At 60.6% G+C, this 22053-nt stretch carries 26 protein-coding genes and 2 pseudogenes; 14 read left to right on the forward strand and 14 right to left on the reverse strand.

The window, feature by feature from the left end; all coding sequences use genetic code 11:
* The first annotated feature begins 8 nt into the window (after positions 1 to 8).
* Positions 9 to 443: a YqaA family protein gene (locus NKI52_RS22145; RefSeq protein WP_352699558.1), complete on the forward strand. Its 435-nt coding sequence runs from the start codon at positions 9 to 11 to the stop codon at positions 441 to 443.
* A gap of 210 nt (positions 444 to 653) precedes the next feature.
* Here NKI52_RS22145 and NKI52_RS22150 read toward each other — a convergent pair whose 3' ends face one another.
* The 4 genes from NKI52_RS22150 to NKI52_RS22165 all read right to left on the reverse strand — a co-directional run bounded on the left by NKI52_RS22150 (position 654) and on the right by NKI52_RS22165 (position 4020).
* Positions 654 to 1427 (reverse strand): sulfite exporter TauE/SafE family protein, encoded by a 774-nt coding sequence (locus NKI52_RS22150; RefSeq protein WP_352699748.1) that lies wholly within the window; start codon positions 1425 to 1427, stop codon positions 654 to 656.
* Positions 1428 to 1651: 224 nt separating this feature from the next.
* Complete coding sequence (locus NKI52_RS22155; protein ID WP_352699560.1) at positions 1652 to 2539, reverse strand: DUF1259 domain-containing protein; 888 nt, start codon at positions 2537 to 2539, stop codon at positions 1652 to 1654.
* 39 nt (positions 2540 to 2578) lie between these two features.
* Positions 2579 to 3049: a chromate resistance protein ChrB domain-containing protein gene (locus tag NKI52_RS22160; RefSeq protein WP_352699562.1), complete on the reverse strand. Its 471-nt coding sequence runs from the start codon at positions 3047 to 3049 to the stop codon at positions 2579 to 2581.
* On the reverse strand, positions 3046 to 4020 hold the full coding sequence (locus NKI52_RS22165) for a Fe-Mn family superoxide dismutase (RefSeq protein ID WP_352622633.1): 975 nt from the start codon (positions 4018 to 4020) through the stop codon (positions 3046 to 3048). The genes NKI52_RS22160 and NKI52_RS22165 overlap by 4 nt, the downstream gene beginning before the upstream one ends.
* Positions 4021 to 4132: 112 nt before the next feature.
* Between NKI52_RS22165 and NKI52_RS22170 the strand changes: the two genes are divergently transcribed.
* The 4 genes and pseudogenes from NKI52_RS22170 (at position 4133) to NKI52_RS22185 (ending at position 8528) form a co-directional block, all read left to right on the forward strand.
* Entirely contained in the window at positions 4133 to 5110 is a 978-nt protein-coding gene (locus tag NKI52_RS22170; RefSeq protein WP_352699565.1) for a chromate resistance protein ChrB domain-containing protein, read from the forward strand.
* A gap of 17 nt (positions 5111 to 5127) precedes the next feature.
* On the forward strand, positions 5128 to 6540 hold the full coding sequence (gene chrA, locus NKI52_RS22175) for a chromate efflux transporter (protein ID WP_352644500.1): 1413 nt from the start codon (positions 5128 to 5130) through the stop codon (positions 6538 to 6540).
* Positions 6541 to 6695: 155 nt separating this feature from the next.
* Positions 6696 to 7861, forward strand: a pseudogene (locus NKI52_RS22180) (MFS transporter).
* Between the two features lie 145 nt (positions 7862 to 8006).
* Positions 8007 to 8528: a hypothetical protein gene (locus NKI52_RS22185; RefSeq protein WP_352699567.1), complete on the forward strand. Its 522-nt coding sequence runs from the start codon at positions 8007 to 8009 to the stop codon at positions 8526 to 8528.
* Here NKI52_RS22185 and NKI52_RS22190 read toward each other — a convergent pair whose 3' ends face one another.
* The gene (locus tag NKI52_RS22190; protein WP_352699569.1) at positions 8529 to 9110 is read right to left on the reverse strand and encodes a TetR/AcrR family transcriptional regulator; all 582 of its coding nucleotides are present in this window, start codon (positions 9108 to 9110) and stop codon (positions 8529 to 8531) included.
* A 152-nt stretch (positions 9111 to 9262) separates the two neighbouring features.
* Here NKI52_RS22190 and NKI52_RS22195 point away from each other — a divergent pair, with 152 nt between their 5' ends.
* Together NKI52_RS22195 and NKI52_RS22200 are read left to right on the forward strand one after the other, a co-directional pair.
* Positions 9263 to 10147 carry a class I SAM-dependent methyltransferase gene (locus NKI52_RS22195; RefSeq protein ID WP_352699570.1) on the forward strand — a complete coding sequence of 295 codons (885 nt, stop codon included), beginning with the start codon at positions 9263 to 9265 and terminating at the stop codon, positions 10145 to 10147.
* Between the two features lie 135 nt (positions 10148 to 10282).
* Positions 10283 to 10474: pseudogene (locus NKI52_RS22200) on the forward strand (DUF1007 family protein); the annotation flags it as partial.
* An 88-nt stretch (positions 10475 to 10562) separates the two neighbouring features.
* Here NKI52_RS22200 and tnpA read toward each other — a convergent pair.
* Positions 10563 to 10925, reverse strand: a complete 363-nt coding sequence (gene tnpA / locus NKI52_RS22205; RefSeq protein ID WP_352621733.1) for an IS66-like element accessory protein TnpA — start codon at positions 10923 to 10925, stop codon at positions 10563 to 10565.
* A 770-nt stretch (positions 10926 to 11695) separates the two neighbouring features.
* On the opposite strand from tnpA, the gene NKI52_RS22210 reads away from it, so the two are divergent.
* Positions 11696 to 12151 (forward strand): Ros/MucR family transcriptional regulator, encoded by a 456-nt coding sequence (locus NKI52_RS22210; protein WP_352644347.1) that lies wholly within the window; start codon positions 11696 to 11698, stop codon positions 12149 to 12151.
* A 356-nt stretch (positions 12152 to 12507) separates the two neighbouring features.
* Here NKI52_RS22210 and NKI52_RS22215 read toward each other — a convergent pair whose 3' ends face one another.
* From NKI52_RS22215 to NKI52_RS22235, 5 genes are all read right to left on the reverse strand, one after another.
* Positions 12508 to 12762: a DUF982 domain-containing protein gene (locus NKI52_RS22215; RefSeq protein ID WP_352699572.1), complete on the reverse strand. Its 255-nt coding sequence runs from the start codon at positions 12760 to 12762 to the stop codon at positions 12508 to 12510.
* A 245-nt stretch (positions 12763 to 13007) separates the two neighbouring features.
* Positions 13008 to 13271 carry a hypothetical protein gene (locus NKI52_RS22220; protein WP_352621738.1) on the reverse strand — a complete coding sequence of 88 codons (264 nt, stop codon included), beginning with the start codon at positions 13269 to 13271 and terminating at the stop codon, positions 13008 to 13010.
* 270 nt (positions 13272 to 13541) lie between these two features.
* Positions 13542 to 13883, reverse strand: coding sequence for a hypothetical protein (locus tag NKI52_RS22225; protein ID WP_352699574.1), 342 nt, complete (start codon positions 13881 to 13883; stop codon positions 13542 to 13544).
* A 28-nt stretch (positions 13884 to 13911) separates the two neighbouring features.
* Positions 13912 to 14121, reverse strand: coding sequence for a hypothetical protein (locus NKI52_RS22230; RefSeq protein WP_352699576.1), 210 nt, complete (start codon positions 14119 to 14121; stop codon positions 13912 to 13914).
* An 11-nt stretch (positions 14122 to 14132) separates the two neighbouring features.
* Complete coding sequence (locus tag NKI52_RS22235; protein ID WP_352621744.1) at positions 14133 to 14312, reverse strand: hypothetical protein; 180 nt, start codon at positions 14310 to 14312, stop codon at positions 14133 to 14135.
* A 378-nt stretch (positions 14313 to 14690) separates the two neighbouring features.
* Here NKI52_RS22235 and NKI52_RS22240 point away from each other — a divergent pair, with 378 nt between their 5' ends.
* The 3 genes from NKI52_RS22240 to NKI52_RS22250 all read left to right on the forward strand — a co-directional run bounded on the left by NKI52_RS22240 (position 14691) and on the right by NKI52_RS22250 (position 16045).
* Positions 14691 to 14828 carry a hypothetical protein gene (locus NKI52_RS22240; RefSeq protein ID WP_352621746.1) on the forward strand — a complete coding sequence of 46 codons (138 nt, stop codon included), beginning with the start codon at positions 14691 to 14693 and terminating at the stop codon, positions 14826 to 14828.
* A 141-nt stretch (positions 14829 to 14969) separates the two neighbouring features.
* Positions 14970 to 15632, forward strand: a complete 663-nt coding sequence (locus NKI52_RS22245) for a nucleotidyltransferase domain-containing protein (RefSeq protein ID WP_352644342.1) — start codon at positions 14970 to 14972, stop codon at positions 15630 to 15632.
* A complete protein-coding gene (locus NKI52_RS22250; protein ID WP_352699578.1) occupies positions 15629 to 16045 on the forward strand; it encodes a hypothetical protein in 417 nt (138 codons plus the stop codon). The genes NKI52_RS22245 and NKI52_RS22250 overlap by 4 nt, the downstream gene beginning before the upstream one ends.
* Positions 16046 to 16086: 41 nt before the next feature.
* Here NKI52_RS22250 and NKI52_RS22255 read toward each other — a convergent pair whose 3' ends face one another.
* Entirely contained in the window at positions 16087 to 16416 is a 330-nt protein-coding gene (locus tag NKI52_RS22255) for an FCD domain-containing protein (RefSeq protein ID WP_352699580.1), read from the reverse strand.
* Positions 16417 to 17284: 868 nt separating this feature from the next.
* Positions 17285 to 17596, reverse strand: coding sequence for a hypothetical protein (locus tag NKI52_RS22260; protein WP_031212213.1), 312 nt, complete (start codon positions 17594 to 17596; stop codon positions 17285 to 17287).
* Positions 17597 to 18044: 448 nt separating this feature from the next.
* Here NKI52_RS22260 and panB point away from each other — a divergent pair, with 448 nt between their 5' ends.
* Both panB and panC read left to right on the forward strand, forming a co-directional pair.
* Positions 18045 to 18881 (forward strand): 3-methyl-2-oxobutanoate hydroxymethyltransferase, encoded by an 837-nt coding sequence (gene panB, locus NKI52_RS22265; RefSeq protein ID WP_352699583.1) that lies wholly within the window; start codon positions 18045 to 18047, stop codon positions 18879 to 18881.
* Complete coding sequence (gene panC, locus NKI52_RS22270) at positions 18878 to 19837, forward strand: pantoate--beta-alanine ligase (protein ID WP_352699585.1); 960 nt, start codon at positions 18878 to 18880, stop codon at positions 19835 to 19837. The genes panB and panC overlap by 4 nt, the downstream gene beginning before the upstream one ends.
* A gap of 135 nt (positions 19838 to 19972) precedes the next feature.
* On the opposite strand, the gene NKI52_RS22275 is transcribed toward panC, so the two are convergent.
* Complete coding sequence (locus NKI52_RS22275) at positions 19973 to 20653, reverse strand: GntR family transcriptional regulator (RefSeq protein WP_352699587.1); 681 nt, start codon at positions 20651 to 20653, stop codon at positions 19973 to 19975.
* A 224-nt stretch (positions 20654 to 20877) separates the two neighbouring features.
* On the opposite strand from NKI52_RS22275, the gene NKI52_RS22280 reads away from it, so the two are divergent.
* Positions 20878 to 22005, forward strand: coding sequence for a sugar ABC transporter substrate-binding protein (locus tag NKI52_RS22280; protein ID WP_352644330.1), 1128 nt, complete (start codon positions 20878 to 20880; stop codon positions 22003 to 22005).
* Positions 22006 to 22053: the final 48 nt, after the last annotated feature.

Below are 22053 nucleotides of genomic sequence, written 5' to 3' on the forward strand. Positions count from 1 at the left end.
GCGGTTCAATGACCGATCTCGCGGCCTATGCTGGTCTGTTCCTGGCGGCCTTGCTCGCCGCTACGATCCTGCCGATGCAATCGGAAGCAGTGCTGGTCGGGCTGCTGTTTGCGGATTACTCGCCCTGGCTGCTCATCGGAGTCGCGAGCGTCGGCAACGTGCTTGGATCGGTGATCAACTGGCGGCTCGGGCGAGGCATCGAGCGCTTTCGGGGCCAACGGTGGTTTCCGATGAACCACGCGCAACTGGACCGCGCGCAAATGTGGTATCGGCGCTATGGAAAATGGTCGCTCCTGCTGAGTTGGCTGCCGGTTGTCGGTGATGCTCTGACTGTCGTCGCGGGCGTCCTGTGCGAGCCTTTTCGGGTTTTCCTTTTGCTGGTCACTGCCGCCAAGGTCGGCCGTTATCTTGTTCTTGCCGCCGTGACGCTGAGCGTGATCTGACGTCGCGAACCTTCTCGAAGCTGAGCTGGTTAGGTCGGCTGGTTCGAAGGAACCAGCCCAAGAGCCCGTCTGATGCACGCGGACGGGAAGCCTAGCTCTTTTTGACGGCGACCTTGTCGAGGGCTGCGCGCAGGCCTTTCGCCAGCTTCTGCGCATCGCGCGACCGGCCAACCAAGCTACGGCGCAGCGCTCCAGCCAACAGCGACATTGTTAAGACATTCCCGTGGCCGCGCGCCAGGCCTGCATAACGAAGCTGTGCTGGTTCCAGATCATCAGCGCTCCACTCACAGCCATGAGCGCGACCACAAGGCCGCGGAATTGTCGTCCACTCAGGCGTTCGAGCCAGGGCTTGGCCAGCAGATTGGCAAGCGCAGCGCCCAAACCCGCGGCTGCGCCGTACATGGCCGCCTGACCACCGAGCGCGCCGAGTCCGGTGAATACCGCGACCTTGACGACATCGGTCACAAACGAGTTCACGGATTTCGTGGCGACCAACGTCTCCTTCTCCGAACCGTAGTTCAGATAGAGCGAATTCAAGACGGGTCCCACCGAGCCCATCAGCGCCGACAACAGCGCGACGATCAGGCCGGCCGGGAGGAACCACCAGCGGCGGGCTCGGTAGCTCCGCTCGCGCGCGCCGCCGCGAAATTCCCAGACTGCACTGATCAGATAGATCCCTATGAGTATCTGGAGCCATTCCGCCCGACTGTTGGCGAAGAGCCAGGAGCCCGCCGCGGCACCGGCGATGGCGCCGGGCAGGTACCAACGGACCAGGCTCCAATCGATGTCGCGCCGGAAGGCCAGGGCGCGGATGGGATTGCCGATGAGCTCGGTCAAGGTGATGACCGGCGCAACCGCCGCGCTCCCTGTGATGAAAGTCACGGCGGGGATCAGCAATAGACCTCCGCCTCCGGCCGAGAGGGTGTTCAGTGTCCAGGTGAGGAACCCCGCCAACGCCAGGAGGCCTAGTCTAATCCAGTCCATCCGATCAGAACGAAGCGGGCCTTTGATCGTTCCGAACGCGTCGGTTCGCAAAAGCCCGGCCCGCCCCTTGAGTCTCGTGTGCGATGGAAAGGTGATCTCAGGCGCAATGCTGGTGGCAGAAAGACGCCGTGCCAGCGAACCATTCCCGAGGCGGCGGGAAGAAGGCCGACGATCCCTCCGAGCCGGCCGAACTCCGCCGTTGGACGCGCGCGCGGACGCCCAATCTAGCTCTTTTTGACGGCGACCTTGTCGAGGGCTGCGCGCAGTCCTTTCGCCAGCTTCTGCGCATCGTCGTACGCCCAGAAATGCATGAAGAAGAGCCGCGGTTGCTCATCGAGCATGTGGCTATGCAACGCGGTGATCTCGATGCCGTTGTCCTGCATGGCTTTGATAACCTGATTGACCTCCTTTGCTGTCAGCACAAAATCACCCGTGATCGCCGCCTTGCCGCCACCTGTCGATTGGAAGTTAATCGCTATTGCCGAGCCCATGGCCGCCGGCACTTCCATTCCATTTTCCTCGACCGGCTCAGCGCGCGAGATCGTGAACTGGTAGACCGCACCATTGGCCTTACCCTTATAACCGACGGTTTGGTCGACACCGGCCGTGTCGAACTCGATCTGTGGTGCGGTTTGCGGCTGGGCGCCGCCTCCCATCGGTGTTTTGCTCAGCGCCAATCCGGCATGAAGCGCTGTGGCGAGCGTAACCGGGTCGCCCTGGCCGAAGACGTGCATGTAGAGTGTCATCGGCTCCGCGCGCAGCAAGTGGTTGTGTACCGCAGTGATCTCGATCCCGCTTTCTTCAAGCTTCTTCATGACCGGGTTCACCTCGTCCTGCGTCAGAACGATGTCGCCCATGACCATTGCCTGATCTCCCATGGGTTCGAACGCGATCCAGCCTCCAAGCGCAAATCCGGGTTTCAGGGCCACGCCGTCGAGCGAAACCTTCAGGTCCGTTCGCGGCAGCCCGACCCGGTAGACGCCATCAGGCGTCTCGGTTCCGGATTTGCCGAGCGCCTTAGCGATTGTTTGCCAATCGGGTGCCGCCGATGCCGGTTGGAGCAGCGCCGACATCGCGATCAGCATTGCTCCGGTCACGAGTTTTGCATGCATGGGATTTCTCCTTGTGATCTGCCCCCATTGCCCAATTCGTCATGCGGCTGCTGGCTTCGTGGCGGGAGGCCAGCTGTGCGTTTCCGCTCTGCGGCCCGAAGCCCACGCGTAGAGCGCGTCATAGATGACGAAGCCGTGCTTCAGCACCTCGTGGTCGTCAGGCGTCAGGTCCCGCAAACCCATGGAGATCGCCAGCAGCCCCGCCGACTGTGGCGTGAGATCGTGCCGGTCCGTGTCGGCACCGCGCACTATCGCGGCAATGGTCACGATCGCCGGGTCGCGCTCGAGGCCGTATTTCGAAACGAAGGTATCGAAACTGCAGCCGTCGCCGACATGGGTGAATTCGACGCCAGGCACGTCGTACGGCGTCGCGCCCGTTTCCTGGGCGACACCGACCACTTGATCTGGCGGCACGAAGAGGAACTCAGGTTCCTTGTCGATAAAGCGCGCAATCAGCCAGGGGCAGGCGATGCGGTCGATGACCGGACGTTCTCGGGTAACCCACTTCATGACGCAATCCTTTCTTCGCTCATCACCAGAGGGACAGTTGGCGCGCCGATCGCATGCCAGGCGGCAATGCCGCCTGAAAGCGCGCTTGCATCGACGCCGCGGCGGCGCAGTTCGGCAACGGCATCACCGCTGACCTGGAAGCCATAGACGCAATAGACGATGACCGGTCTGCCCTTCGGCAGTTCACCCGCCCAATCGGCGATCTTCTCGGGTGCTCGCAGCTTGGCCCCTGGCAGCATATCGCTGCGCTTTGCCAGATCCTCGGCGAGGCAGACGTCGAGCACTACGAGATCTTCTCCTCGATCGAGGCGCGCCCGCAGTTCCTCCGGCGCGATTACTGGAACCGTGTCGTCCGATGCCGATCCTGTTGAAGGATCACGCTGCGCGACGGTTCGGCGGTGGCGGGCAGCCACTCGTTCCCAATGGATGTTCTTCATGAAGGCATCGACATAGGCGCCGGCCTTGGTGCCGAAATCCATGTGGTAGGCGTGCTCGTACATGTCGAGCGCAAGGATCGGCATGCCGCCGGCGAGACAGTTGGTGTGATCCGCCGCCCATTGGATCGTCAGCCGATCGCGGCGCTCCGACCACACCAGCAGGGTCCACCCCGAGCCTCCGGCCTGCGCCTTGGCACAGGCCATGAACTTGGCGCGCCAGGCGGCCACGCTGCCGAAGTCGCGCTCCAGCGCTGTGGCGAGATCGCCTCCGGCATCGCCGGAGCCACCGAGCCCATCGAAATAGATCTCGTGCAGGATCGCTGAATTGGCGGCGACCAGTTCCTCGCGCTTCAGACCGTTGATGTCGAAGACTGGCGCCGCGCCCCAGTCGAGCCCGTCGAGCCGCTGTTCGATGGCGTTGAGGCGACGAACGGCACCCCCGTAGTTGTTTTCGTAGTGGCTTGCCAACAGCCGCTCGGAGAGGCCGACGAGCCGAGGCGGCTTGAACGGCAGCGGCATGATCTGGTGTGGCATCGGTTTCCCCCCCGCTCTGCGGCACGGCCCATCCGTGAGGAGGCGAACGCTATGCCTGAATCGAATATGATACAAGTGTTGCATTTGGCTTTGTTCGTGATACGGTTCACTTATGAGTGAGGGGCAATCACAGGAGCAGCGCTGGCTGCTCCTGATCCATCAGCTGCCAAGCAAGCCCGCCTACTTCCGGGTGAAGATCTGGCGACGTTTGCAAGGTATCGGCGCGGTCGCAGTCAAAAGCACCGTTTACGCCCTGCCGGCCAATGCCGAGATGCAGGAGGATTTCGAATGGCTTCTCAAGGAGATCGTCGCCGGCGGCGGCGAGGCGATGATGTGCGAGGCGCGCCTCGTAGATGGTTTGTCCGACGTGCAGGTCCGCGCGCTCTTCGACGCAGCCCGTGACGCCGACTATGCGGAGATCGTCAAGGAAGCGCGCAATCTGGCCGCAGCGATCAAGACCGACGCGACATCGGAAAAACATGCGGAAGCGCGTCCGCAACTCGGCCGCTTGCGCAAGCGGCTCGCCGACGTCGTGACGATCGATTTTTTCGGCGCCAGCGGGCGGCTCGCCGCCGAGGGACTGATCGCCGAGCTCGAGGCTCAGCTTATAGAGGACAAGGCCATGACCAACGAACCGAAGAAGGCGGCCGAGCCGGGTGAGCTCAAGGGCCGGACCTGGGTCACGCGCCGGGACGTGCATGTCGACCGCATCGCCTGCAGCTGGCTCATCCATCGCTTCATCGATGCCGATGCAACGATCCGCTTCGTGGCGGGCAAGGGATACGCGCCGAAGGAGGGAGAATTGCGCTTCGACATGTTCGAAGGCGAAATCACCCATGAGGGAGACCGCTGCAGCTTCGAGGTGCTGCTCAATCGTAGTGGCATAGTCGACCCGGCGCTGCAGGCCATCGCCGGGATTGTCCACGACATCGACCTCAAGGACGCCAAGTTCAGTCGCGAGGAAACCACCGGCATCGCCAGCCTGATCGCCGGGATCGCCATGGCCAATGCGGGAGACGAGCAACGGATCGCCGAGGGCGCTTCGGTGTTCGACAACCTCTATCGATATTTCCGCTCGAAACGAGGGTGAAGAAAATGAACGAGCCGATGAGGGTGAAGAGTATCGACTCGGCAACAGCTCCGCATGCGGGCATACCCGCCCACGGCATTTCGTTCGGAGAAGCTACTCGGGTTTGGGCGCGTGTCGCCGCGTTGAGCTTCGGCGGCCCGGCTGGTCAGATTGCCGTCATGCACCGGATCTTGGTCGAGGAAAAGCGGTGGATCGGTGAGACGCGGTTCCTGCATGCGTTGAACTACTGCATGCTGCTGCCGGGCCCGGAAGCCCAGCAACTCGCTATCTATATTGGCTGGCTCCTGCACAAGACCAGAGGTGGGCTGGTGGCGGGCATCCTCTTCGTGCTTCCAGGTGTTATCACCATCATGGCGCTGAGCTGGATCTACGCGCTTTTCGGCCATGTCGGCGCAATCCAGGCGTTGTTCTTCGGGCTGAAGGCCGCTGTGCTTGCGATCGTGCTCGAGGCTGTCGTCCGCGTCGGCAAGCGTGCGCTGAAGAACAACGTTATGATCGGGCTCGCGGCGGCGGCTTTCGTGGCCATCTTCTTCTTCCACGTGCCCTTTCCGCTGATCATCCTCGCCGCCGCAGTCATCGGCTTTGTCGGCGGCCGCGCGAGACTGGCTCCGTTCCTAACCGGCAATGGACACGGCAAGATCACAGGCAAACAGGTGGCTGATGCCGATACCGCGCTCGGCGAAGACGTGCCTGCACACGCCCGACCGTCCGTTGGCTGGGCGCTGAAGATCGCCTCGGTGTTTCTGCTGCTGTGGCTCATACCCGTTGTCGGCTTGCTGGTGTTTGTTGGCCCCGGCAACGTGTTTAGCGACATCGCCTTGTTCTTTTCCAAGATGGCGGTCGTCACGTTCGGCGGGGCCTATGCGGTCCTCGCTTATGTCGCGCAGCAGGCCGTCGATACTTACGGTTGGCTCAAGCCCGGTGAGATGTTGGACGGGCTTGGGATGGCCGAGACGACACCCGGCCCGCTGATCATGGTCACCCAGTTCGTCGGATTCATGGGCGCATTTCGTGCGCCGGCTGGCCTCAATCCACTGCTCGCAGGCACGCTTGGCGGTCTCCTGACGACCTGGGTTACCTTTACGCCTTGCTTCCTCTGGATCTTTCTCGGCGCACCCTTCATCGAGGCGCTCCGCGGCAACAAGGCCCTCTCGGCTGCCCTGGCGACCATCACGGCAGCAGTGGTCGGTGTTGTCCTGAACTTGGCGGTGTGGTTCGCGCTTCACGTCCTGTTCAGCGAGCTGCGTGAGGTCAGCTGGCTTGGCATGACGCTGGACGTTCCCGTGTTCAACTCCATCAACCTGCAGTCTCTGGTGCTGACGCTCGGGGCGCTGCTCGCGGTATTCCGTTTCAAGATCGGCATGATCCCTGTGCTCGCGACATGCTCGATCCTCGGCGTGCTCTATGGTGTTGCAACGGGATCGATCTAAGCTGTGCCGCGGGCGCAAACCCCTCTGCGGCAGGAGGCATCCCTGACAGCCCAGACGCCGACGAATGCTTCGCGCGAACCAGCGGTCAAACAGCGGTTTTCGCTGCTGCCTGCCGGTGCCAGGCCGGCAGCTGCCCTTCTGTTGATTCCAGGGGATTGAGGGCATTCGGCGACGGACTCGTCAGTCTTCTGCTTCCCGCCTATTTGGCCACACTTGGTTTCAACGCTTTCAAGATCGGGATTCTCACGACAGCGACGCTCGCGGGTTCGGCGGCGCTCACCTTGACCGTCGGGTTTGTCGCACACCATTTCTCCCGCCGCTCCCTGCTGATCGCAGCTGCCCTCCTGATGGTCGCCACCGGGATCGCCTTCGCGTTGGTTCAGGATTTCTGGCCCTGCTCCTTGTCGCATTCGTCGGAACGCTGAATCCATCCTCTGGCGACGTCAGTGTGTTTTTGCCGCTGGAGCATGCGCAACTCGCCCATAGTGTCACTGACCGCGACCGCACCGCGCTCTTTGCACGCTACAGCCTTGTCGGCTCACTTGTAGGGGCGGTCTGTGCTCTTGCGGCCGGAGCCCCTGACATTCTCCGACAGGTTGTCGGCCTGGATATCAAGCAAGCTCTCCAGATCGCCTTCCTGCTTTATGCCTTTCTGGGACTAGGAGCGCTGCTCCTTTATCGGAAACTGCCGGACGAGCCGCTCGATGCGAGTGCGGTACCGGCGGAGCCACTACGCAAATCCCGAACCATCGTCCTCACGCTCGCTGCGCTTTTCAGCCTTGACGCTTTTGCGGGCGGTTTCGTGGTTCAGTCATTGTTGGCTCTTTGGCTTTTCCAACGGTTCGGCCTATCGCTCGCCGCGACGGGCACAATCTTCTTCTTGACGGGTATCCTTTCGGCTGGGTCGTATCTGGTGGCCGTACAAATCTCTAAACGGATCGGGCTGGTGAACACGATGGTGTTCACGCACCTGCCATCCAGCCTTTGCCTTTTGCTCATTCCCTTCATGCCGAGCCTCGGTCCCGTAATCATACTTCTGCTGATCAGGAGCGCATTGTCGCAGATGGATGTGCCGACCCGCACCTCCTACGTCATGGCCGTGGTATCGCCTGGTGAGCGGGCCGCAGCCGCGAGTGTCACCGCTGTCCCGCGCAGCCTCGCGGCAGCCGCCAGCCCGATGCTTGCCGGCTCGCTGCTCGCAATGTCCGGTTTCGGTTGGCCGTTGCTCATCGCCGGCGCCTTGAAGATTGTCTACGACATCCTTCTGCTTGCGATGTTCCGCAAGGTTCGTCCGCCGGAGGAACGACGAGACGGGCCATAGTAGCCCGCAGCATGCCCGAGCCAACATGAGCGGCGCGCCCATGTTATTCTGCAGGTCGACGCCTTGGCCACCGCTTGACCAGGGTACCAATGGGTCCATCTTAATCGTACCGGTGGCTCGCTCTTCAGCGCGAGGTGGAACTGATATGTGGAAAGCCCTCTTGGCTTTTGCGCTCGCAGGCGTCTGCCTGACGCCGGCGCATGCCGACAATGTCGATCTGGCGCTAGAAGCTTTTCACGAAACCTGTCTTGCCCATGGTCCAGACTTCGAGCGAACCGCCGCAGTGGCCAAGACGCGTGGATGGACACCGCTATCCGGTGACGCAGCGCTTACTCCAGTCGATGACGTGGATGCCTTTCAGGGATGGACGGTGACTGGCAATGATCTACCTGCCGGAACCATGATCGCGGTGACCAAAGCCACCTTAAGCGGCAAGGCCGTGCAGACCTGCTCCATCAGGCTGTTCGACGTCGACCGCGCGACATTCGAACAGCGTTTCTTCGCCCGGACGGACGCCGAAAAGATCGGCGAGGACCGGAATGGAGATCAGGTCTCCAAACTTTATGTATTGATTGCAGGCAATCGAAAACAGCTCGTCCATTTGACATCGCCGGTCGACATGGGGCGATCGGATTCGATCATTGCAAGCTCGATAGCCGACGATTAGTCAGGCGCCGATGCCTTTTCCCGCCATCCTCTGGAACAGGTCGTCGGCCTGTGCCGGTGAAAGGTTCATGTCGGTGGCGACCCACCAGGCGAGGACCGCAAGAAATGCGCCGGCGATGAACTGAATGGCGAATTCGGCGGGCATGCCGCGATCGCCGATCCGTTTCTCGACGAGTTCTTCCCGGACGGCTCGCCGGATACGCTCGCGCAATTCGTCGTGGATCGTATCGCCGCTGCTTGCAAGCAATGCGTGGTGAAGCGGTCGGAATGCATGGGCGTGCTCGAACATGGGCAGGCTGAACTCGAACAGGCGGCTACCTGTTTCATGACTTGCCGCCTCGCGCCTGCGGCCGATCGACCGCAGATGCGCCTCGATGGTCGCGCTGCGCAGAGCATCCTTGTCGGCGTAGTGGGTATAGAAGGTCGACCTGCCGACATTGGCCCGCTGGCAAATGTCATCGACCGTGATGGCAGCATATCCTTGCTCCGGGATCAGGACGATGAGCGCGTCCTGCAACAGGCCGCGCGTCCGCGCGACGCGTCGATCGATCGTGTTCCGCTCGCCCGCGCGTTCGATTTTCATGGCCATGGCCCCCTGCAGTGCCCGGTTTCGGACATTCGGCGGTCCGGTGTCCGACAACAGCATTTCCAGACATTGTGTCCATTATGATACGCCAAGTCCAGGAGCTCAAATCGGGTTTGGGCACGCCGCAATGAAGCAAAAGGTCGCCAGACATGCACTCATCTGATCATCACGCCGGTAACGGACCGCATTCGCGCAAGAGGGTGATAGCGTTGGCCCTGCTTGCCAAGCTGTCGCTGGTCGCCGGCTTCCTCGTCCTCGCCGAATTGGGCATGGGCTATATTCAGGCCGGCGCCTGGACGGCGGCATTCCACGGCCTCGTCCTTGCGGTGATCGCGGGATTGGCGCTGTGGGGCAGCCTGCGTCACAGGGGGCTCGTCGGCAACGGTGCGCACGGCGCGAGCGATAGGGGCATCGGCATCGTCTTGCACCGGGCGGCGGCCTATGACTTGTTTGCGCGCGTTCTGACCTTCGGGCGCGAGGGCCGCTTTCGCGAGCTGATGCTTCGCCCGGCAAAGCTCCAGCCCGGCGAAGCGATGCTCGATGTGGCCTGTGGAACGGGAACCCTTGCCATTGCCGCGAAGCGGCTGGTCGGTTCGGACGGAAGCGTCACCGGCGTCGATGCGTCGGTCGAAATGGTTGAGAGGGCGCGCGCCAAGGCCGAGCAGTCCGGTCTCGATCTGACTTTCGTCAACGGGACGGCGCAGCAGCTTCCCTTCCAGGACGCGCAATTCGACATCGTCGTCGGCACGCTGATGCTGCATCACCTGCCGAAGCCCGTTCGATCGGCCTTCATCCGCGAGGCAGCACGCGTCTTGAAGCCCGCAGGCCGGCTGTTGCTCATCGATTTCGGCAGGCCCATGCGCAAATCCAGATTGCCCAGGCTTCACAAGCATGGTCATGTCGATATGCATTCGGTCGCCTCGCTGTTGACCGAGAGCGGATTCCAGGTCACCGATATCGGCGCCGTTGGAACCAAGAACCTGAACTATATTCGCGCAACGATGAACAAGGACCAGCCAGGCCAGGCGTCGTGATCATGCTCAGACGCTAGTTGCATGACGACCTGTTCTGGTATGTCCCATTTCGGCCTGCTTGCAATGGCAGGTGTCCTGCCTGATCCGGAATCGACGATCGAAATGTGAGCGAAAAATGCGACTGACAGGCATGGTATCAGGCGCGGCGTGCTCGCTTCCGCCGCGGCGGCGAACGCCCATCCGCATGTGTTTGCCGAAGCGAAGCTGGACCTGACCGCCGGTCCAGACAGGGCGGTCAAGTCGCTTCGGCATTCCTGGCGTTTCGACGACCTCTTTTCCAGCACTGTGCTGATGGAATTCGACAGGAATTCCGACCTTGTCCTTGATGCCAATCTTGCTGGGGTTCCTTCGGCAACCATTTCGGTCGCCAATAGAAAGCGCCGCGGCGAGCTTCTCGCCGCAATGCAGGCGTCATTCATGGTGAATGCGAAACGCCCAGCGCCTTCACCATCGCCGCCGCCAGTGTCGGCGGCGTGGTCAGCGGAATCCGCAGCCGCACCTTGCCGGCGACCTCCAGCTCGATCACCGCTGGTGGCGCCGCCGGCCGCGAAACGGCGACAGGCTCATCGGGAGCCACGACAACTTCGGCAAAGCCCGTCTCGCGGGCTCTCACCGTGCGGCGCCACTTATAGATCAGGCTGGTCGCGACATCGTACTGACGCGCCACCGCCGCCACTGTGGCCCCGGGCGCGAATGCCGCGGCCAATATCCGGCACTGATCCGCTTCACTCCAACGCCGACGCCGCTCCGGCCCGGTCAATAACGTCACATGGCTCATGCTGTGCTGCTAACTTCGCTCGTAAGGACGACTTTAAGAGCGCAGCCTCGCTACCGTGCCATCCTCTCGCAAGGCGGCCTTCGCCCGAGGCGTACCCTAACAGTGCATTTTGAATTTTGCTCCATGACCGCAAGGCGACGGCTGGATCGCATGTATCGACAGGTACTTTTTCGCGGTGAAGGTAGAGTCGAACGCGTAAACGCCGGCCTGACCTAATGAGCTATGATGGGCCCGTTGGAGAAACTGGGCGCCGCATCCAGGCACCCATGGCCTGCATGCTCGGCGGCGATAGGGCCCCGGAGATTGCCGGCGTGGCATTTCTCAGCGCCGCCAAGGAAGCGAAAAGCTTGAACGCCTGACATCTCCCGAATGCACGTTGCCATCCTGGGCTGTGTTCGCGTGTCGGCGCGCCGAGGCCTGGCGTCGTCTCGGCGCTCTCGGTCGCTGGCCTCCAGGCGATGAAGGCCGGCAATCTGCTTCTTTCGATCGAAGCGATGAGATGGAACGGCGCTGCAATGCCGAGCGCGACAGCACCATCGCCGAAGTGCAGATCAAGGCCGGCGACCAGACAATGCCAACGATCTGCTGATCGCATTCGGGTGAATGAGGGTGCTACACCTGAAGGGAAATCGGCCACACACACGCATGGCGCAGGAGATGACCAGCACAGTCGACCTTGGAGTAATCTGGCGTCAAATAATCATTGTTTGCAATTGCGCAGGCCGAATTTTCCAAATAGGAACGTCGGAGATCAACACGGAACGATTTTGATGGATGAAGCAATTGGGCAGCGAAGGGCTGATCTGCTAGGGATGACAGCAGATATCGTCGCAGCCTATGTCCAGAGCAACGCAACGCCCGTGGCGGATCTGCCGAATTTGATCGCCAGTGTTAATTCTGCGTTGTCTGGTCTGGCTGAGTCGGTCGCTGCACCATCGCCAATACTTACGCCCGCGGTAAATCCTAAGAAGTCGATCTTTCCCGAATACATCATAAGCCTTGAGAACGGGCGCAAGTTCAAGTCGATGAAGCGCCACCTGGGCTTGCTTGGCATGACACCTGATGAGTACAGAGCCAAGTGGGGTTTGGCGTGGGACTATCCTATGGTAGCGCCCAGCTATGCGGCTCAGCGGTCTGCGCTTGCCAAAGCTGCCGGTCTCGGCCGCAAGGCGGTTGCCAAGACGCCGCCAAGGAAAGCACCAGCAAAGCGCAAGGCCAAAGCCTGACAGTGCACGACGTTCGGGCCATGCCGTCAGGTCTAGATGGTCTAGGTGGCCTGGCTGGGAATGAGCTGCCTGGCTTCGCAGTTCAGTAAGCGCGCCGCTCACGCCACAACACAAGCTTCAGCACTGCTTGCGTCTTCACATCCTCGTATCCTGGCGGGGGCAGGAGAGGTCGATCAATGTGCGATCGACAAGTCGAGCCGATACATCGTCGCCCTCGACAGACAATCAAATCATATCGATAAAATCGCACTACATCGATATATCACGCTCTGCTCGATGCCACAAAACAACAACGCCGCTGAATCGAGCAGCGCTCCGTGCTTCAAGGGGCATGCACATACGGGTGCTGGGTAAGCCTAAATTTCTTCCCCGAGCAGTATCCTGGCCTCCTTGGCAGCAGCGATGAACGCCTGGCGCGCTATCCTTGGTGGTTTTTCTCCACGGATTACGGCAAGGCATGCTTCGATTGCGGCGAGCCGCGACTTGCCCTCCGGCCTCGGCCAATCCCTCAGCAGGATTTCGGCCGCGTCGGATACCGACGCAACAACTCTGTCGCGATCGATCCGGCCGGGTTGAACGACGACGGGCTTTCTGAAACGTTTCGTACGCACGACAGCCTCCAAGAACAAGATATGTTAGCTTCTGCTGATCCTTTGCGCCACATCAAACGTCCGCAAGCAACAGAAGGCATCCGCTTGGCCCAGAAGCCGCCGCCGCGACGCTGGCCAGTGCTTCAGCCGTCGGGCTTGGCCCCGACTTCGAAGAGCGCATCGCCAATAGCGGCGTTAAATGATCCACAAATACCCAGTGAAGGGGAGTTCTCCGAACACCGCGAAATGGAATCTCGGGGCTGAATTTACTCCATATCCGGCACGTCACCGCAGGTGAATAGCACGGTCGGCGGGCCATAGTCGCCAATAGCCGGGTCGGCGTCGCGGCTCCATGCGATTACGCCAACGTGCTTCCCTGCGAGCGCCTGACCGGTGCGGATGGCGCGTTCCTCGCTTTGCTGATCGGCGGGACCAAAGGCGGGAAACAGTTCGCCGTCCTCGCCACGATCGAACGCCACGACGACGATTAGCTTGGGCTTCTTTGGACCGGGCAGAATATGATCAGACATGGCGTGAACCTATCACATGACCGAGGATTGAGTCGCGTTCGAGACTTGGGAGGTGCGCGTGCAAGAGCACCGTTTTGAGGAGCCTTTGCGCGTTGCACTCGGCAGGTCGCGGCGGGTTTTGGAAAATCAGCCAAAGCCTCGGCCAGAGCGTTCGCTCCCTGAGGCGCAGCAGGATGCTGTCGAGAATGATCACCCCCATGCCGACGATAGAGAGGTGACCGCGATGATCGCCTCAACCAGCGCGTTAGGGCAACCGTCGATCATTCGACCTCATTGTCCTCCATTGGCGGTCGCCCGGCCGCTTCTACGTCGGGCTTGTCCGATAGCCAGATTTACAGGGCCGCTTCGGTTGGTGGGACCAATTGCAACAGTACCGATTATGGGCACCATCGGCGCCTCCCGATGTTGTACTTTCTTCTTTGCTTTCAGCTCAGCGATTTCCTCGTCACGTCTAACAATGCGGCTTTCCAGATTGGCGAGACGTTCGGTTAGCAAGTAGCGGCCAACGACAAATCCGCCTCCTCCCATCAGAACGGCAAACGTGGCAAAGGCGGCCGGGTTCGCCAACACCAGCACCACGTTGACTTCTAGAAAAGTGATAAGGTCCTGCATGGTCTGTTTGCTCTGGCCTCCGCCGTGATCACCCCAACACAGGTGGCGTGTCGTTGTAGCTGACCTGCACCAGCTCCGGGTGTCGGTAAGCGAGGGTAAGTATTTGGGTCTCAAGCTCGCAGTTGTAGGCCATGAGCGCCTTGACGGTCTCCAGGGGACTCTCGTAGCGGGCGATGAGCTTCTCCGCCTCCGAGTGCAGTTCGGCTTTAGCCGCCGCGTCCAGGTGCATGATGCTCATCGGGGTCCCTCCTAACATCTTGCCCGACGCCGAGCCGAGAGTTCGTCAAGGCGATCGTGAAGGTGGCCATTGAGTACGATCATTTCCTTGAGCGCCTTCACCGCGTCGCCCTTGTGCTGGGCAATGAATTTGTCGGCGACGGCCTGGAGGGCTGCTTCTTGGCGGCTGTCCAGTGTCACGATGTGGTCCATGGCGATTGCTCCAAACGTTCCTGGCCACAGAGAACAAAAACGGAACAAAAGAGTCAAGGACTAAGTGACTCAGCGAGGAATAGGTTCGTATTTATTGACGGCACGTGAGGCAGTGCTCACAGCCATGGAGAGCCGCATGGGCAGACGAAAAAGCCGGTATGACAGACTGTTTGCTCGGGACGTTGAGGGATCATAAGGGAAGCACTAAGCCTTCGCGAGGTGGCGCTTTCGGCGCAACTCAACCTCAAAGCGAATGGTTGGGCTGTTCGACAAATTGCACGAGGTGTTGGCCACTGTCGCGGAGAAGGAGCCTAACTACCGCATGCCGAACCTTGGTCTCCTACCGCTCTCGGAGGACTACTCCACGCGGAAATGACCATGGCCGGGCCGATGGAGTGCGTATGGCGTGCCGCCAAGGCCAACATGCTGCTCATCGTCGAGTGCGGCCACTGCTACCATGTCGGCCGCTTCAGGGCCAATGACGTGGCCACATGGTCGGCTGGAACAAGCCGCTAAAACCCATCAGGTCCAGATGCAAACGTGGCGCAGCAACCGTCCAGGATTCAGACAACAGGACGTTCGTTTAGAAAACAAAACATCCGATTTGATATCCGACGAGTGATGTGCTATGAGTCCACAGCAGAGGGAACTTGCGCCATGGCACGCTCGACCGCTCAAAGCGCTTTGCGCTATCCACTCACCATTATGCTCGGCACCGAAGCAAGCGTAAGATTGCTCCGGGAATTGTCGCGCCACGGCGGCTTGCTTTCTTCTCCATTGCTTGCGACTCGTAGCGGGCTTGCAAGGGCAAGCGTGTGGTCTGCTCTCGCAACCTTGGAAGGGATTGGCATCGTATCTTCAGAGGGAACGGGCAGGGCTCGTCTTTACCGGTTGAATGATCGCCATCCGCTGGCGACATCACTGGAAGCCCTCTTCGAGCAGGAGGCGCTTCGGTATTCCAATATTCGCGCCGTAATCACTGAGGCGGTCTCCGCAGTTCGGCCGAACGTACTCGCGGCCTGGATTTACGGCAGCGTAGCGAGGGGCGAGGACCGTCCAGACAGCGATCTCGACATCGCAGTGGTTACGCCATCCGAAAAGCTAGAAAGCGCGCTCCAAGAAATCCGTGAGGCACTGGTGACCCAAGGTCAAAAGCTTGGCTTCAATCCCTCGGTCGTGGGACTCACTCCGGAGGATGTGGCAAGGCTGTCGAGCACGCGAGACCCGTGGTGGGGCGGGGTCGAAGCCAATGCCCTGCTCGTCTTGGGTTCACGCCCGGACGAACTCGCAACAAAAACTCGCCGGAAGGCGTTGGCATGACCAGAAGAGGTGCGACGAAAGCAGTCGAGACAGGCTTTGGCGAGGGGCGATTGCGCATCGCCCGCTCATATTTGAAGGCTGCCCGTTTAGAGGTGGCAATGTCCGGAACGGGTGACATCGGAAATCCGGCTATGTCGCAGATCGTGAATGCGGCAATAGCATACGCCGATGCGCTCACTGCCCGATTTGCAGGAAAGATCAACCGCGCGGATCATGCGGCCGTGGTGAAAATCATGCGCGACGCGCTTGGAAATCGCCTTCCTGCAGCGCAGGCCAGCAGGTTGCGGAGCATCCTCGATGAGAAGGACGAAACTCAATACGGAATCAGGGCAAAATCATTACCCGAAGCGGAGAGCTTGCTCGACAAGTTGGAAAAATTCGCGGAGTGGGCGGAAAAAGAACTGGAAGTCTGATCAGCAATGGAGGCGGCATGTCGCTTATGCCGACCTGAATGTTACTTCAGCAGTTTGATCAGCACTGTGAAAGCCGCGTCGATGTCAGCGCGAACCGCGGCCCGGACCGCTTTCGCGTTGCGGTCTCGCAGCGCTGCAAACATCTGCTGATGGTGCTGGTTGGCGGTCGAATAGCTTCCGGAATCGTGCAGCATGTTGAAATAGGGACTGATCTGCAGCCACAGGTTCTCGATGATGTTGAGCATGTTTTCCGAGCCCGCGGCTCGATAGATGGAGAAATGAAAGGCGTAGTTAGCCCTGAGGTAGGATCCGGAGTGGAACAGCGGGTTTTGACGAAGGTTGGGCACCGGCAAAAAACGTAGGTGAAGCATGGCTGCTCATCAGGAAAGCAAGGACCCGCACTGAGCGTACGGCACGGGAGGCAAAAACGGCCAGACTACGGGAACAGCGGCTGAAGACTGGGACTGCTATGCAAGAGCGGAATGATGCGGGCGCAAAACGACCGTCAACACAGCGACGCCGCAATCGGTGACGCCTATCTTGTTGGCAGTTAGGGCCTCGTTAGCTCCCGGGCCTGCTCCGGGGACAAGGCCGAATGGGTCAAGCCCGACCTTGTCGGTCGGGTGAAATTTTGCCGCTCAATTTCCTCGATGAGACCTGACTGCCTTCAGCAGTTCGCGCTCGTCAGTGTGAGCATTTCGAAAAGTCGCCACTACCGTTTCCGCCAGGATTTTGCCCTGTTGGCTTAAAGGGTCGAGGTCTTCGTCTGCGCAAATCCGATCGAAAACGCGCTGGCAAATAGCCAAATCATGAGGACTAAGGCAGGTGCGATTGGTACGCTGGCGCTGCGGCATGTGCGAACCCTCAGGCCCGCTGCCCGTGCAAAGCAGCGGGCCTTTACAGCCAGACTGGAGAACGGAGGAGAGTTCAGTCTCGCGCAAAAAAACGTTTGATGTAGAGTGCTTGTTCCCGGCTAACGAACTTGGTAATTTTCGTACAGTGCGCCACCTGGGGCCGATTGCCTTCCCCGCAAGCAGTTAGCCGTTCAACTGTTTCAATGATAGCCTTGGCAAGGGGCTCACCCTCATGCATGGGCTCTTGGCCATAAGAGCAGGAAGACAGCCTCCTCGATCGGCAGCACGCCGGCCGGGCAGGTCTCCTCGATGCCACGCGCACCAGAGCAAGGGCGGCCAGGCCTAGCGGACTTGTCTTCGGCATCGATGGTTTGATCTGCGTTCGCTAATCCGCCTCATCTGTGAGCGACATCTTTTTGCGGCGGACAGGCGTCCAGTCGGTGATCGTATCGGCATCCACGGTGATTAGCCCGCCAGCTTTCACGGTCACCCTTCGATTTTCCTCGTCGACCCGCGTGACCTCGCCAGTGAGCTGGAGCTCGTCACCTGGTTTGGACTTTTTAGGAGCAGGGATCGAATGCGGAAAACCATAGGAGGGGATGCTGACGCTAGCTCTTCCGTCGTCCAGGAGCTTCAGCACCGTCACGGTGATCGCCACCTCATCGCCGATATTGATGTCCGCAATTTCCCAAGCCATGCCCATGATTCTGGAGCGGCTTTGACGGTAGTCAAGGGATTGGTAATATGCGGAAAATGCCAACGCCGCCAGCGTGCACCTTGTTTTGGAACCGATTCGAACCAGCGATATTGATTCAAATCGTAGTGTCTGGAGTGCGGGCGCATGCTTCCGTCACAACGCATTTCGGGTAGGCTTGCAACCAAGGTCGCTTCTGGCGTGAACCGCCGTGCGGCAGTTAAACTGTTCGAGTTGAAAACGGCCGGAGCCCGATTGCTCAGCCGCTCAGCAACACGGTTGTCGCGCAGGATCACCGAAGCAGAGGAACGCTGGCCCTCTGTGTTTGCTTTGCGGAGAGCCTGCTTCGCGACGCACAAACTTTTCTGATGCAGTGCGGTTTTGGCCTTCGCACCTGCACAGAACTATGCAAAACCGTCACCGCTGGAACTTGACCCAAGGGAATGTGCCGATGAGTGTGGCGGTTGAGACAAAGGCGCTGACGCCGCCGGACATTGCGGCCCGAAAGCACAAGAAGCCGATTGTCTGCTTAACAGCGTATACAACGCCCGTTGCGCGCCTCGCCGATAGGCACTGCGACGTGGTCCTGGTCGGCGACAGCGTCGGCATGGTGCTTCATGGCCTGACGTCAACCCTCGGGGTTACGCTGGAGATGATGATCATGCACGGCAAGGCCGTCCGCCGCGGTCTTGAACGGGCGCTGATGGTCGTCGACATGCCCTTCGGCTCCTATGAGGAGGGCTGCGAACAGGCCTTTCGCAACGCCGCCCGGCTGATGGCGGAGACCGGATGCGCCGCGGTCAAGCTGGAGGGCGGCGAGAGCATGGCTGACACGATCCGCTTTCTCATTGCCCGCGGCATCCCCGTCATGAGCCATGTCGGGCTGACACCGCAAGCGATCAATGTGCTTGGCGGCTACAAGGTCCAGGGCAGGGGCAGAGACGGCGACAGGATTTTGCGGGACGCTGTTGCTGTTGCCGAATCCGGCTCATTCTCCGTTGTGCTGGAAAAGGTGGCCGAGCCGCTCGCACGAAGAATAACCGAGGAGGTTACGATTCCAACCATCGGGATCGGCGCCTCCGCCGCCTGCGACGGCCAGGTTCTGGTCGTCGACGATATTCTGGGCATGTTCACCGGTTTTCGTCCGAAATTCGTCAAGCGCTATGCCGAACTGGGCTCAGAGGCCGAAGCCGCCATTGCGGCTTACGCGGCTGATGTGCGGGAAGGGCGCTTTCCGGCGGCCGAACATCTCTTCGCCGACGCACCGCAAGCCGGAGAAGCCGCGTGAGCGCGCCGATCGTCTGCACCATTGCCGAGCTTCGTACCGCTGTGGCTGGATGGCGCCGTTCCGGTCTCAATATCGCCGTGGTGCCTACGATGGGAGCCTTGCATGAAGGGCATTTGAGTCTCGTGCGTTCTGCGCTTCAAAAGGCCGATCGCGTGATCGTGACGCTGTTCGTCAATCCCAAGCAGTTCAACAGTGCGGCGGATCTTGCCGCCTATCCCCGCACGGAAGACGAAGACGCTGCAAAGCTCACGCGGCTGGGCGCCCACCTGCTTTATGTTCCGGATGCGACTGAGATGTATCCTGACGGCTTCGCCACGACCGTGTCCGTGTCCGGCGTCAGTGAAAGCCTGTGCGGTGCGTTCCGGCCCGGCCATTTCGATGGGGTGGCGACCGTCGTTGCAAAACTCTTCCTGCAGACCGGCGCTGATTTCGCCTTTTTCGGAGAGAAGGACTTCCAGCAGCTTCAACTTATCAGGCGCATGGTCCGGGACCTGGATATTCCGATCACCGTCGTCCCCTGTCCGACAGTCCGGGAAGCCGATGGTCTCGCTTTGTCATCGCGCAATGTCCGGCTCTCGCCGGCAGAGCGCGCCGTCGCCCCAAGGCTAGCATCGGTCCTACTCGATACGGCGTCGGGGCTCTCGAACGGCTCTCCCGTCCTGCCAACGCTTGCCGAAGCGCGCGCAGCGATCCTGTCCGCGGGCTATCGCGAGGTCGAGTACCTGGAACTCCGTGGCGAGGCAGATCTGCAACCGATAGCAAGCCTGGATCGGCCGGCACGCCTGTTTGCAGCGGCCTGGCTCGGCGAGACGCGGCTCATTGATAACGTCAGAACACTGCCGTCTCCCGTTCTTGTTGACAAGCCGCTCGGGCATGCCTTCACCCGTGCCGACGGTCACACCGCAACGCCAGCGATTAAGGATGAGCTTGTAGGCTCTGGCAAGCGCTACCCCTGACCAACTCGGCCCTGTGAGCGCTGGATCGTCCCCTCTGGATGAATCACCGCAGCAGGGCGCTGGAAATGTCCGCTGATGCTCGGCGGTTCGTGGTGAGCATCGCCGTCCTGCCATGTCGGGCTTGGCGACCTGCGACTATTTCAGCAGTTTGATCAGGACAGTGAAAGCCGCGTCGATGTCAGCGCGAACCGCAGCCCGGACCGCCTCCGCGTTGCGGTCTCGCAGCGCTGCAAACATCTCCTGATGGTGCTGGTTGGCGGTCGAATAGTTTCCGGAATCGTGCAGCATGTTGAAATAGGGACTGATCTGCAGCCACAGGTTCTCGATGATGTTGAGCATGTTTTCCGAGCCCGCGGCCCGATAGATGGAGAAGTGAAAGGAGTAGTTAGCCCTGAGGTAGGATTTGACGTCGCCGGCGGCATTGGCCTGTTCGAGTGCGTCCAGATGCTGGCGCAGCAGCATCACGCCTTGATCGTCCATGCGTTCGGCGGCCCATGCGGCGGCGATCGCCTCAATTTCGAACCTGACGTTCCTGAGATCGATAAGCCGCGCGCGGCTTAATGCAGGGATACCAATCGAACGGCCCGAAACCACCATCAAGGCGTTGGCGGCGCTCAGACGCCGCAGTGCCTCGCGAACCGGCATCGGGCTGACGCCGAAAGCGTCGGCAAGGCTCTGCACCGTCACCATTTCACCTGGAACGATACTGCCGTCGAGGATCAACTCGGTAACGTGCCGGTAGACCCTGTCCTGCAGGGTTTCCCTGGACAGCGGTGTGATCTCGACGCCCGGCTTCCTGAATGCCGCCCCAGCCATCTCTGCCTACCCTTCCCCATACGGGTGACGCTCTTGTCCTACCCGGCGCCTGTGCCCGGAATGCAAGGTTCGGATTGCCGCGTCAAGCGCCGGCGTATCCGGCTTTTACCTTTTCATCATTGATCTTTGATCAAATCATGATACGTTCAGCTGCGTCGAATGACAAGGAGTACGTTTCGTGCCCTTGGGAGGCATTCGGTCGTCTGAACTGGGAGGAGTTTTGAATGGGTATCGGATCGAAAGCCCGGCGGTTTGCGCTGCTTGCCGGCATGGCTGTTTGCGTTCTTGGTACGTCCGCCGCCGAAGCGGCCGGAAAGCACAAGATATTTCTCAGCATGAGCTTCATCGGCAATGATTGGCAGGCCGAGGCCGCCAACATGGTCAAGGCGATGGCGTCGCACAAGAGCATGGCCGACAAGGTGGACCTCCAGGTCCAGGTTGCGGGGCCGAACGCACAGCGCCAGATCCAGCAGATCAATGCCATGGTCCAGGCAGGCGCCGAAGCCATCGTGATCTTCCCGATCTCGCCGACCGCGCTCAACCAGGTGGTGAAGAACGCCTGCGACAAGGGCGTGAAGGTGTTTGCCTACGATGCCGAGATCACGGAGCCTTGCGCCTACAACGTCCATATCGACCAGGAAGAGGCTGGCCGCGTAACGGCGGAGTGGCTGGTCAAGAAGCTCAATGGCAAGGGCAACATCATCGCGGTGACCGGCGTTCCCGGCACCTCGGTCGATGATCTGCGCACCAAGGCCGCGAAGGAGGTGTTTGCCAAGCATCCCGACATCAAGATCGTCGGCGAGGCTGTCGGCATGTGGAGCCAGGCGGTGGCCCGTACCGAACTTTCCAAGATATTGGCGACGCGCAGTTGGGACGACATCAACGGGCTGTGGATGCAGGTCGGCTGCTTCACCGCCAATTCCATGCAACTCGAGGCCGGCAAAAAGGTCAGCGAACTCCTGCCTTGCGCCGGCGAGGGCTCCAATGGCGGGCGCATCCAGATGCTGCCGGAGGGCACGGAGGTCGAGGGCGCAACCTCTCCCTATGCGCCGCTCGGCGCGCCGCGCATTTCCTACGCGTCGCCGCCTTATTCCGGTGCGCTGGCCCTCAAGCTTGCGGTCGAGGCGCTTGACGGCAAGGAGGTTGCCAAGAAGACGATCCTGCCACTGCCGGTCGTCACCAACGAGACGATAAAGCTTTGTGACGAAGGCACCTGGGCGGAGATGAAGGCTGGCTGCAACGCGTTCAAACCGTCGTTGGTCTCCAACCCCGGCTGGTTCGCCTCGATCTTCTCCGACCAGACACCTGAAATCGGTCTCGCCGCCGCCCTTGTCGGCCAGCCCGAGGAGTAAGGCTCTCCGAAATGGAGCGTGGGGTGCCTTTCGAGGCACTCCACGCAC

Source organism: Mesorhizobium sp. M0590 (assembly GCF_040320905.1).
GTDB lineage: Bacteria > Pseudomonadota > Alphaproteobacteria > Rhizobiales > Rhizobiaceae > Mesorhizobium.